Here is a 12,707-nt window from a genome sequence, read left to right as displayed (position 1 = left end):
CTCCTTATTTTTTTACCTTACCATTCTCTCAAACCTTTGTCCTGTTTAGACTAGAGGTGCCTTGTCACCCGCTAAGCAAATATTGTTTGTGAAAGCAGCCCTACAATAATTGGGATGTTAACATTTAGTCGATTTCATCTCCCGAGGCGACATCCTCCAATTTTTCCCAATCCAATACAATAATTTTACCGCCTCGACTGTAGGATACAAACGGCTTGAGTTTCTTAAACAACCGCACGCATTCTTCGTAGGTAATTCCAATACTGCGAGCAATTTGATAGTAGGGAAAACGTTTTTCTAAACATACACTATTATCTGCAATTTTCGTACCTTGCTCGACGGCAAAGTAATGAATAAATCGTGCCAGCCGCACGATCGCCCTTTCCGACACCAAACCGTGCACTGTCTCGTGCAGTTGCTGCAACCGCTGATTAAACACCGCCAATATTCGCAAAGCAATCTCAGGATTTTCCCGAATTGCTGCTAGCAAAACTTCCCGTTCTGTGGTAAGAACTTCCACATCAGTTTCTGCTGTCACCGTTGCGGGGGCAATGCCGTTGCCTAGCAAAGCAGGTGCGGCAAAAATATCTCCCTGAAATAAAGTGCGGAGAATTGTTTCTTTGCCCGCCGCCGCTGTTTTTGCAACCCGCAGAGAACCGCTCAAAAGAGTGTATAATTTTTCGGGGATGCGATCGCCCTCATACATCACAACTTCTCCCTGTCGGTAACTCCGAATTGCGGTGTGTTCTTGCAATTGCTCTAATTCAGTTTGGTTTAAGCTGGCAAATATTCCAATTTTAGCCAGTTGCTCAACAGTTGCTTTCATACATTTAATTTTCGGCGATCGGAATCCATTCAGAGTATAATAGCGGTGAATTCAGAATATATCGAGACCAGCAGAGCCATCTACGAAAATGCAGCACCCGAATATCAGAGATATTATTTTGATGAGATAGCTGGCGGATTTGTCCTCATCCACCCACAACACAATCTTAATAATTCGGAAATCTTTATTGCTGAAGTTTTGGCTAAAATAGGGAAGAGAGTTAGATTGTTGAGCGAGCAAGCAGCAGAGGGTGTGAGAACGCCAGATGCTGAGATAGATGGTCAGATTTGGGAATTTAAGGAGTTGACAGAACAGACCCAAAACATCAGAGACCGAGTGCAAGAAGGCATCAGTAGAGCAAAAAAGCAAGGTGCAACAACCGTTATTTTTCACATTAACCGAGAAAATTACGAGGTCTGGAAAATCAACGCAGGCATCAAACAAGCTCTGTTTTGGGATACCGAAAAGCAAATTCAAAAAATATTTGTTGTTGTTAACAGCGAACAAATTCAAATCATCACAAGGGAAGAGTGGAACAATGGAAGATCATTTCAGCGAATTTAAAGAGATTGTAGCGCGGGGATTGCAGAATAATATGCCGCGAGATGCTAAATTAATTACTGTAGGGCAAATTTTATATGCTGTTACCCGCGACGATCTAACTATCAAAGAAGGTTGGCTGCTTGAAGAGATGATGGGTGGTAGAAAACAGTGGGAAGAAGCACTTGAGTACAGCATTTTTGGCTATCCAGTAGACACAGCCACTCCACCTTTAGATAAACCTCTGGTTATTGCCGGCAAAACTTTTCATTCTCGCTTGATGACGGGGACGGGAAAATATCGCAGCATCGCAGAAATGCAGCAAAGTGTCAACGCTAGCAGGTGCGAAATTGTGACTGTAGCTGTGCGGCGAGTGCAAACAAATGCTCCCGGTCATGAAGGATTGGCAGAGGCTCTGGATTGGACTAAAATTTGGATGCTGCCAAATACTGCCGGTTGTCAAACTGCGGATGAGGCGATTAGAGTAGCTCGTTTAGGTCGGGAAATGGCGAAACTTTTAGGGCAAGAAGACAATAATTTTGTCAAATTAGAAGTGATTCCCGATGCTAAATATTTGCTGCCAGATCCGATCGGCACTTTGGAAGCAGCAGAACAATTAGTCAAAGAAGGTTTTGCCGTTTTGCCCTACATCAATGCCGATCCCTTGCTGGCAAAACGCCTCGAAGAAGTCGGTTGTGCGACTGTCATGCCTTTAGGTTCGCCCATCGGTTCGGGACAAGGGATCAACAATGCCGCCAACATTCAAATAATTATTGACACGGTAAATGTTCCTGTAGTAGTCGATGCGGGGATCGGAACGCCCAGCGAAGCGGCGCGAGCAATGGAAATGGGAGCCGATGCACTGTTGATTAATTCCGCGATCGCCAATGCCCAGAATTCCCCGGCAATGGCAAAAGCAATGGGAATGGCAGCAGAAGCGGGGCGGATGGCGTACTTAGCAGGCAGAATGCCGATCAAAGATTACGCGATCGCCTCTTCCCCCCAAACAGGCACTGTCACATCCAAATAAATTCCTGAATTTTCCTGGGCGCTTTTTTGGTAGAGTTGTAAGCATCAAAAATATTAAGGATTGTGACTGATGCCTTACATCAAAGATGACGATGGACGCCTGAACAACTTTGCTAAAGAGCCGAAGGTGTATGAAGCCGTACCTCCTAACAAGAACCAGCAGCGGAACTACATCATCATGGGTATTGCAGCCGCCATGTTAGTCGCCGGTTTGGTGTACGTGGCTGCCTCCGTCTGAAAACTGGCCTGAGACTCAAAGCTGCTTCAAATCGCAATTTTAAATAATCCTTCGAGAAACCATGTTTTCCTTTCCCAAGGAAACATGGTTTTTGTGTTTCAATACAAAGCAGGTAGTTGCGACAATCCTGAAGCGTGCCGAGCGAGCTGGAAAGCTAAATAAGACCAGCATAAATTTGGTGTTTTCCTCTCGGCTGTCAGCTTCAGGGACTTGGGTTGCACTTAATCACACTGGTTGGTCACCCACATAAAATTGCCAATTGAAAATCTACAATCCTTTAGTCATCACCGGTGCGATTGACTGCCTTCGGGGCTTAGTTGTGAGTTATGAGCGATCGAGATTTCAACTCTCAACTCTACAATCTAAAATCTACAATCCAAAATCTAAAACCTAAAACCTAAAATCTAAAATCTAAAATCGGCTGCTCCTGATGTCTATTCCTTCCCAAAAAGTTTCTAGCTCGAACAAGCTGATCTACCAACGCTTGAAACAGGCGATCGACCTCAATTTACGCCGTCAAATTTTTATTGCCGCCTGCGACGACTTGTGCCTGCGGGACTGTCTGGCAGCCCGCTTGCAGACAGAATTAGCTGCAGAGAGCGCAGGCTCAGATCCTCGCTCCCCGATCGACTACCCCCGATTTGTCAGTTTGGAACTCGACTTGAGCGATCCAAATCCTTGGGGTTCGATCGCCGCGTGGCTGACCCACCACCTACCGCCGCAAAACAGGGGCAACTACAGCCCTTTGCCGGGATTTCAAATTCTCGGGGCAGAACACCTGACCAGGCAGTCAGCAGCAGTGCAGTGGTCGTTCCTGAGCTATTTGAGAGACATCGAAGCAAACCTGCAAATGTGCGAGTCTACTCTGTTGCTGTGGGTGTCGCGCCCCTGGCTAAGTTCGATCGAGCAATCGGCCCCAGAATTTTGGCACTGGCGAACCGGAGTATTTGAGTTTGAAGGCGAACCAACTCCAGCTAAGGGAGACTTCGCGCACTTTGATGACTTCGGGCACTCAGGAGACTTGCGAAACCTGCGGGACAGCGGAGACTTTGGCAACCAACTTTTAATATCTTCTTTGTCTGGACAATCCCCAATTCCCGACGAACCATCCCCAATTTCCTATCCCCCGTCCCCAGCGCCTGATTCTAACTCCGTCCAACAGACAGAGAACGAACAATCCCCAATTTCCCATCCCCCGTCCCCAGCGCCTGATTCTAACTCCGTCCAACTGGCTGATTTGGTGCTAGCAGCGGCTTCTGAGGATTTGGAAGCAGAAAATGATGCCGCATCGGAAGACAATTTTCTGCCACTGCAAACTCTGCAATACATCGAACTGCTGCAAGAACATCAGTGTTCTTGCGAAGCTTTGGCTTTGGCTTATCACAGTTTGGGGAATTACTACCGCGATCGCATTCTGGGCGGAGACGCTTCACAGCAGAACCTGACAATCGCCATTCGCGCGATCGAACAAGTGATTGCGTATCTCGACGTTGACAGCAACTCGCAGCAAAATCAACCACTAACTGAAGAATGCGCGCGGCTGATTGCCCAATTGACACAAAATTTAACTCAGTACGCCCAGGAGTCCAACAGCCTACCGCCAATTTCCGATCTGCTTAACGATCTCGGCACTCTCTATTGGATGCTATCGCGCGATCGCACGCAGCATAACGCCTCAGATCCAGTATCCAGCCTTGAACGCAGCATCGCCCTCTACCTTGAAGGTTTGAACCGAACAGATGGCGAAACCGTACCCCAAACCCGCGTTAGATTAAACAAAAATTTGGGCATCGCTTCGGCCGATTTAGCCCGCTATCGAGACAAGACAGAGAACTTGCAGCACGCAGTTGCAGCTTACCAACAAGCGCTGCTCGATCTAGACCCCGCTGTGGAGCCTCAGCAGTACGCTGCTGCTCAGAATAATTTGGCAACAGCATACTGGAATTTAGCCCAAGATGGTGAGCCGATCGTATATCTCAAAAGCGCGATCGTAGCTTACACCCAAGCCCTCTCCTGCTACAGTCCCGAACGAGAACCCCTCAACTATGCCGGAGTGCAAAACAACCTCGGTACCGCCTGCTGGAACCTCGCCCAGCACGAACCCTCAGAACCCCTGCTAGTCAAGGCGATTGAGGCCTACCGCGAAGCATTGAAATACCGCACCCGAGAATTAGTACCCGCAGCAGCAGCCGCCACCAACAATAATCTCGGTACCGCTTATTGGCATTTGGCGAACCAGTTTCAGCAGAAACAGGCGCGGACGGAATCATTGCAGCAGGCGATTACCGCCTACGAAGCCGCCCTGGATATCGCCGGAGAGATCGATCGAACCCAACTCACCTTTGACGCCTTGGCCGCCCGCAACAATCTCGGACTAGCCCACTATCAACTAGCCACCGACCCACATTTCGCCGCCAACAAAGTCGCACAGACAAGCCATCTAGAAGCAGCACTACACCACCAGTTGCAAGTGTGCGCCGAATGGGGACAACATCTCAATGACAAAGGGTTAATATATGGGGATAAACTCAACCTACAAGCCCCGGCTAACTCCCAAGTGGCTGATTCCAGGCAAACAGCATTGAGCTATATTGTCAAAACGATTAGAGCTTTCTATAGTGAATGTGGGCTGCCAGGCCAAAATTTAGCCTTATCCAAAGTTCCCGGAGATTTATTGCCTGAAATCTTGCGTAGGTTATAAATATGGCTATAACTATTAAAAGCTCAATTTTTTCAAGATTTGTATCCAGTTTTCTATTATTATGGCTGAATATTCTTGCCTAATTCTTCAAGCAAACTTGTGGTCATGGCCCCTGTAAAAATCCTTGTGGTTGATGACGACCCGGCAATCCGAAATTTAATTCACCGTTTTTTGAGCCAGCAAGGTTATCAAGTTGAGTCTGGCCAGGACGGTCAGACTGGTCTGGAATTATTTGAGCAACTCAATCCTGACTTAGTAGTTCTAGATGTAAATTTACCTGATACAACTGGCTATAAACTGTGTCAAGAAATGCAAAGACGCACGGGCGTGTTTGTGTTGATGCTGACTGCCCGAACCGATGAAGCTGACAAAATGAAAGGGTTTGCCGAAGGTGCTGACGACTACATTACTAAACCTTTTAGTCTTGTAGAAATTGGAGCTCGCGTTGCAGCAATTTTGAAGCGCAAACGCATTGTTACTCCCGCCGAACAACAAACTCTTACTTTTGGAGAGCTACTAATAGATCCGGTTCGCCGCGAGGTAATTCTCGGCAGTCAGATACTTGCTTTGACTGCTTTAGAATTCGACCTGCTGTACTGTTTGGCCAGCAAACCCGGTCGCGTGTGGAGGCGATCAGAATTGCTGCATGAAGTGTGGGACTACGAGTATGTAGGAGCCGATCGCGTGGTGGATGTCCATATAGGTCAAATTCGCCGCAAAATTGAACTAGATCCCAATCAAATGCCGATGATTCAAACCGTCCGAGGCGTGGGTTACAAGTTTGAACCCACAACCTAGTAACATTCGGCATTGGGCAGCGGATATGAAGGCAGAAGGCTGTAGGTGCGGGTTCACCAATATCTCGGATTAACCTACTCGATATTTGTAAACCCGCCCTCCCCACAAAATCATTCAGCTCGATCGAGTATCTGATTGTTTGTTCTGCAAATACTCGCCCACTTCTCGTGCACGCTCAAAACCCCTTCGCACGCAATCTCCCAAAGCCACTCCGCCCACGTAGTTGCTGCACAAATACACCCCAGGCAAAGATTTTAAACCCTCATCGATTTGTTGCAGGCGATCGAAATGACCCAAATTGTACTGAGGAATCGCCCGCTTCCATACATTCACCGCCAAAACTTTCGGCTGCGCCGCCGAGGGTTTCAGCAAAATTCGAGACAAATCTCGGTGCACCTCCCGAACGATTTCTTCTGAGTCGAGATTGCCAATTTCCGAATCAGTAGCCCCGCCGATGTAACTGCTGAGAGTTTGCCACCCTGCAGGCGCGCGATCGGCAAATAAACTTGATGTCCAAATCGTCCCCAGAGTGCGAATTCCCTGCCCCCTCGGAATTAAATTTCCAAAACCTACTAATTTACCTTTGATATCAGACTGCGGATATGCTAATACAACGCAGGCAACCGTAGGATAAGTAAAAGCTTGTAAAGCGCTGCTAACTTGGGGTTGCAGAGGCTGCAACAAATCGGCTGTAACGTAAGCCGGCGTTGTCAAAACCACGGTGCGCGCCTCAACTTGTTGGGGCCCATCGGGCGTGGAAAATTCAGCAATATAAGTTTCGCGTTCTGTACGCTGGAGGCTCTTCAGGTGCCAGTTGAGTTTCAGTCGATCGCCCAATTGAGCAGCGATCGCCTCTGGCAGAGCCTTCAACCCCTGTTTGAACGACCCCAACTCCCCCGGTCTAGTCTTAGGAACATTCGGGTCTGCGGGCATTTTCTTCGGTCTTTTCCTAGCAGAAAGCAGCGCCCCCGCCACCAGCCCGCCACCCACATCCGCCATCTTTGCTACCCGGCCAAAAGCCGCCGCCGCGCTAAGTTGTTGCGGATCGCCGGCATAAACCCCAGAAACAAAAGGTTCCACCAACCGCTGCATCACTTCTGTCCCCAGATGACGGCGGAAAAATTGAGAAACAGTTTCCTCGTCACCCTGCTGCGAAAGTCGAGCACCCATTGCCGGCCCAACAAACCCCAAAGCCCCGAACAACGCCCGCAGTTTTCCCGGAAAACTCAGTAACTGAGACTGAATCATCGCCGGTGGAGTCATAGGCACCGGTTGCAGCTTTTTTTGCCAATAAACATAACGAGGCAATTTGCGATCGGCAAAAATCAACTCCTGCTTCAATCCCACATCCACAGCCAACTTCATCAATTCTGGCGTCGGCGAAAAACTATTCGGGCCCTCCTCCCAGAGAAACCCCCCCGCTCTCACAGTGGTGATGTTCCCGCCCACACGTCCCTGACTCTCAGCGACTAAAATCGCCCGCGGCGATTCACTCGTTGCTTCCTTGTGAAGTGCGTGCGCCAAACTCAAACCGCTAATACCCGCACCCACAATCAAGGTATCTAATAGTTCCATATTACATATTAAAAATATCGCAATCTTTATGTTACATGGCTTTGCACGGCTTGCGTTCATTGCTGGGCTTACTGCCAAACCGCTTTCAGATTACCGAATTGGGAATTGGGCATCGGGAATTGGGAATTGCTAATCGGGAATTGGGAATCGGTAAGCTTTCCGGCATTTCTTAAACATTTTTCTCGCAGGTTGTGGATGAGAACCTCTGCCCACATCCTCGTCTCCCCGTCTCTACATCTCGCTTTTGTCTCCGCTGGGTCTGGTTTAAAAAAAGAGCATCTGCTGTAATTAACCTCTATTCCAAAAAATACTATTTATTGAAAATTTTTGTATGATAGGCAACAGCGCCGAAAATTGCACCTGGAAACGCAGCAGTAAAGTGCCCAAAAAGATTTGAGTGGGTTAGACTAACTTTAGGAAAATTTTAGAGCTTAACTTGCAAGTCAGCACCCCCCTCGGAAGAGATGGAGCTTTATGCCCTAATCAAAAGAGAGAGTTGACTAGCTATCGTCTTAACTGATGACGTTATCAAAAATATGGGTGTAAGCCCAAGCTGCTATGCGATCGCGCGTGAAATGTTTGAAACGGTAATTGTTCCGTTGAAAACAGATCACAAAAGTACCAATAGACCAAGTATCCCCCTGTAGCAATAATCAATATTCAAGGCTGTGAAAACGGCCTGATGAGTGTTTCCTCGATCGGTCTTTAGACACGAGGTTTCCATAATAATAAGCTTTTCTCATGAAAAAATACCCATGCAGGAAGTTATCAACTCGTTTCAGTCTTTTTTCTCTAACTCTGTTGATGCTTTCCTAGAGTGCGATCGACAGCAAAATTATTTATCGATCAATCCTATTGCTGCGGCTTGGATGGGATTGGAGCCTGCTGAAATACTCAACAAAACTAATCAGGAATTATTGAAATTATATCCCAATAATGCTGCTGTCAAAAATATAATCTCGCAGATTGATGCCTGCCTGCAACAAGTATTTATAACCGGGGAAAAACGGCTGGCAATTCATGAGGTGACGGCGGCAGACGGCGGGATTAAAATTTACGAAACTGCTTATACGCCAGCGGTGGATGCCTCTAGCAAGCAGATGCGGGTTTTGGGCGTCGGTAGAGATATCACCAGGCACTACCGCTGGCAGCAGCAGAAAACTCAACAGTTGCGCCGATCGAACCATTTACTGTGGTTGAATGCAGCTAACAGTCCCCTGGCAATGGTGGGCTGGGATGAAGATTTTCGGATCGTTCAGTGGTCGAAACGCGCCGAGGAAATCTTTGGTTGGACATCCGATGATATGATGGGCAAGCAGTTCGGCGATTTGGCTTTGGTTTGCGAGGAAGATAGAGAGGCTATAAGCGCGATCGAGCTTGAACTAGCCACTGGCAACGGCAATACTTCAATTAATCGCAACTATACTAAAAGCGGACAGGTAATTTGGTGTCGCTGGTTCAACTCGATTATTCGCAGCGGCGACACTTTTACCGTGCTTTCTTTGGTGGAAGATATCACCGATCGCAAACGGTTGGAAGCAGAAAAAGCCCAAGCTTCTCGCCTCACAGCAATGGTAGCCGATGTTGGTATTGCCCTCACCAAACACCCTCAAGATATCCTGCTTCCCTGCTGCGAGGCAATGGTGCAGAATCTTGATGTCGCTTCGGCTGAAATTTGGACTTTCAACTCTCAATATAATGTTTGGGAATTGCAAGCAGCCTCGGGAATATACAGTCGCACAGACGATCGGGCTAGGTTTATTGACAGTAAGGTTAACTCGATCGCCAAACAGCAAAAACCCGAATTTAACTGCGGATTTGAACTGAATAACTTTGGACTCCCAGAGGAAGAATCCCCGAAAGCAACATCGCCACACAGTTCCGAAGTAGCAATTCTCAACACCAGCCAAAAGCCGACTAATTGCCCCATACCTAAGCAAATTTTTACCTTCGCCGGCTACCCTTTGATAGTCGAAGAACGGCTGGTGGGAGTCATGGTAATTATTAGTTGCCAGCCGCTGACAGCACCCTTTCAGGAAACTTTAGCATCGGTTGCCGATGTCATTGCTTTAGGCATCGAACGCAAGCGTGCAGAAGCTGAATTAAAATCAGCTAGAGGATTCCTCAATTCCGTAGTAGAAAATCTGCCGGTGGGAGTTTTTGCTAAAGATGCTTCTTCGCTGAAATTTGTGCTGTGGAATAAAGCGGGAGAAACGATCGCAGGTGTTACCTCTCAAGAGGCGATCGGCAAAAATGACTACGATATTTACCCCAAAGAACAAGCTGATGTTTTCACAGCTCAAGACAGGGAAATATTGACCGGTGAGCATAACCAATCTACTGTTAAAGACATAGCGGAAGAGCCGATCCAAACTCGCCATAAAGGTATGAGAATACTGCACACCCGCAAAGTGCCAATTCTCGACGCGGCAGGCCGTCCTCAGTACGTTTTGGGGATTACTGAAGATATTACCGAACGCAGGCAGGTAGACGAAAGCGTGCGCCTCTACGACCAAATTGTGGAGAATATGCAAATTGGTTTGTACGTCTACCATTTGGAAAATATAGACGATGACAGCACTCTCAGGGCGATCGCCTCCAATCCCGCTGCTACCCTATTTACGGGATTAGAAATGGCTGATGTTTTGGGAATGACAATTGACGAGATTTTTCCCCACCTGCGATCGAAAAACATTCCCCAAGCATTTGCTTCGGTAATTCGCACCCAGAAAGCCGTAGAACTTGAAGATATTGACTGCGATGAAGGCGGCCGAATAACTCGCGCTTTTTCTATTAAAGCTTTTCCATTACCCAACAACTGCGTCGGTGTTGCTTTTGAAAACATTACTGCTCGCAAGTGCCTAGAACTAGAACTGCAGGCGTCGTTGGAAAAAACCGAACGTTCCGAACAACTCCTACGCACAGTAATAGACAAAACCAGCGACTGGATTTTTGCCAAAGACAAAAATTTTCGCTATATTTTGGCAAACAGGAGTTTCGCTCAAGCGATCGGGAAAACAGTAGAAGAAATAATTGGCCAATCCGATTTAGAATTAGGATTTTCAGAAGATCTAGTGTTTGGGAATTCCGCCCAAAATATCCGAGGCTTCCGCACAGACGACTCTGCTGTACTGGCCGGCGACATCATCCACAATCCCTGCGATGCGGCAACTATTGCTGACGGTTCAGTACATATTTTTGATACCCAAAAACTTCCCCTGCGCGACGCTGAAGGTAATGTATTTGCAGTGCTAGCTTTCGCTCACGATATTACAGAACGACATGAATCGGAAGCAGCTTTGCGTAGAAGTGAATCAAGATTTAGGTCTTTGGTAGCTAATATTCCCGGAGTAGTTTATCGCTGGAAGTGCGATTTTTCGACTAATTTTATTAGCGAGGCCGTGTACTTATTAACCGGCTACCCTGCGGCCGATTTTATTTGGCTTTTGGACAGGAGAGGCCGGACTTTTGCTAGTATTATTTACCCGGAAGATTTGGCAAAAGTAGAAGCAACTATTCGGCAAGGCATAGAAAACAAAGAGTCTTATAACTTGGAATACCGCTTGCTAGCAGCAGACGGCACGGTTAAATGGGTGTGGGATAAAGGTTCTCCTGTATTCGACGCAGAGGGAAACGTTTGCTATTTGGACGGGGTGATTTTTGATATTAGCGATCGCTACTGCGCCCAAGAAGCATTGCGCCAAAAAACTTCCGAGTTGGAATCTGTTTTTATGGCACTGCCCGATTTGTATTTCCGCCTCAATGCTGACGGCATTATTTTGGATTACTTGTCAGGAAATTCTGCGGATTTGTACCTAAGTCCCGAGTATTTTGTGGGCAAACGAATGACCGATATATTGCCGAAAACCGCCGCCAGCCAGTTCGAGATGGCAATGATTGAAGTTTCAGAAAATCGAACTCCAATTAATATCGAGTATTCGCTAGCCCTGCCGACAGGAGAAGAAACTTATGAAGCGAGATTGCTGCCTTTTAACTCGAATCAAGCGATCGCTATCGCCCGCAATATTACCCAGCGCAAACAAGCCGAGGCTCAATTAAAACATAAAAATCACCAGCTAGAGCAAACATTGAAACAATTAGGGCGGACTCAAGCTCAACTAATTCAAGCGGAAAAAATGTCGGGTTTGGGACAGCTAGTGGCCGGAATTGCTCACGAAATCAATAATCCTGTCAGTTTTATTTACGGTAATATCACTTACGCTAGTGAGTATGCCAAAAACTTGCTGGAACTGTGCAGTTTGTACCAAGCACACTACCCGGAACCTGTTGCTGTCATCCAAAATTTGGCAGAAGAAATAGAACTGGAATTCATGAAAAAGGATTTCCCGCACCTGCTGAATTCAATTCAAACCGGAGCAGAGCGAATTAGCCAAATAGTTATCTCTTTGCGTAATTTTTCCCGCCTAGAAGAATCAGATCTTAAGCGTGTTAATATTCACGAAGGAATAGATAGTGCTCTGTTAATTTTGCAACACAAGATCAAAGAAAATGGCAGAAATCGTCATATTCAAATAGTTAAAGAATATGGAAACTTACCGCCAATACAGTGCTACGTGGGACAGTTAAATCAAGTGTTTATGAATATTTTAAATAATGCTATTGATGCTTTAGCGGATGTCAGGCATAGGAAGTTGGAATTGGCGAGTTATTCGGAAGAGGAAGGGCAAGATTTTGCTAGTTTACCTGTAAGTTGCAACACATTACCTTGGATTCGGATTCGCACGGAGGTGTTGGAAAATAATCGGGTGGCGATCGTAATTTCCGATAACGGGTGTGGAATGGCAGAGTCTGTTAAATGTCGGGTATTTGACCCGTTTTTTACTACTAAACCAGTAGGCAAAGGTACAGGCTTGGGACTGTCTATCTCCTATCAAATTGTGGTGGAAAGACACGGAGGAACGCTGCAGTGCATTTCCGCGCCCGGAGAGGGAACTGAATTTGCGATCGAGATTCCAATTCGGCAGAGGTAAGGAGTCATT

The 12,707-nt window shown here is 46.9% G+C and carries 9 protein-coding genes; 7 read left to right on the top strand and 2 right to left on the bottom strand.

Going from position 1 to position 12,707, the window contains the following annotated elements:
• Window positions 1-124 precede the first annotated feature (124 nt).
• Window positions 125-826: a Crp/Fnr family transcriptional regulator gene (locus tag QUA40_RS16710; protein ID WP_333127711.1), complete on the bottom strand. Its 702-nt coding sequence runs from the start codon at window positions 824-826 to the stop codon at window positions 125-127.
• 45 nt (window positions 827-871) lie between these two features.
• On the opposite strand from QUA40_RS16710, the gene QUA40_RS16705 reads away from it, so the two are divergent.
• From QUA40_RS16705 to QUA40_RS16685, 5 genes are all read left to right on the top strand, one after another.
• On the top strand, window positions 872-1,390 hold the full coding sequence (locus QUA40_RS16705) for a CdiA C-terminal domain-containing protein (protein WP_333127709.1): 519 nt from the start codon (window positions 872-874) through the stop codon (window positions 1,388-1,390).
• Complete coding sequence (locus QUA40_RS16700; protein ID WP_333127707.1) at window positions 1,365-2,396, top strand: thiazole synthase; 1,032 nt, start codon at window positions 1,365-1,367, stop codon at window positions 2,394-2,396. The genes QUA40_RS16705 and QUA40_RS16700 overlap by 26 nt, the downstream gene beginning before the upstream one ends.
• Window positions 2,397-2,465: 69 nt before the next feature.
• The gene (gene psb34 / locus QUA40_RS16695) at window positions 2,466-2,633 is read left to right on the top strand and encodes a photosystem II assembly protein Psb34 (protein ID WP_106333461.1); all 168 of its coding nucleotides are present in this window, start codon (window positions 2,466-2,468) and stop codon (window positions 2,631-2,633) included.
• A 430-nt stretch (window positions 2,634-3,063) separates the two neighbouring features.
• On the top strand, window positions 3,064-5,334 hold the full coding sequence (locus QUA40_RS16690; protein WP_333127705.1) for a hypothetical protein: 2,271 nt from the start codon (window positions 3,064-3,066) through the stop codon (window positions 5,332-5,334).
• A gap of 105 nt (window positions 5,335-5,439) precedes the next feature.
• Entirely contained in the window at window positions 5,440-6,132 is a 693-nt protein-coding gene (locus QUA40_RS16685; protein ID WP_333127703.1) for a response regulator transcription factor, read from the top strand.
• 114 nt (window positions 6,133-6,246) lie between these two features.
• On the opposite strand, the gene hemG is transcribed toward QUA40_RS16685, so the two are convergent.
• Window positions 6,247-7,707, bottom strand: coding sequence for a protoporphyrinogen oxidase (gene hemG / locus QUA40_RS16680; protein ID WP_333127702.1), 1,461 nt, complete (start codon window positions 7,705-7,707; stop codon window positions 6,247-6,249).
• Window positions 7,708-7,742: 35 nt separating this feature from the next.
• Here hemG and QUA40_RS16675 point away from each other — a divergent pair, with 35 nt between their 5' ends.
• Both QUA40_RS16675 and QUA40_RS16670 read left to right on the top strand, forming a co-directional pair.
• On the top strand, window positions 7,743-7,880 hold the full coding sequence (locus QUA40_RS16675; RefSeq protein ID WP_333127700.1) for a hypothetical protein: 138 nt from the start codon (window positions 7,743-7,745) through the stop codon (window positions 7,878-7,880).
• A 582-nt stretch (window positions 7,881-8,462) separates the two neighbouring features.
• Complete coding sequence (locus QUA40_RS16670) at window positions 8,463-12,698, top strand: PAS domain-containing protein (protein ID WP_333127698.1); 4,236 nt, start codon at window positions 8,463-8,465, stop codon at window positions 12,696-12,698.
• Window positions 12,699-12,707 lie beyond the last annotated feature (9 nt).

This window comes from Microcoleus sp. Pol11C3 (assembly GCF_036701485.1).
GTDB lineage: Bacteria > Cyanobacteriota > Cyanobacteriia > Cyanobacteriales > Microcoleaceae > Microcoleus.
This window is presented reverse-complemented; position numbering and strand designations above follow the sequence as displayed.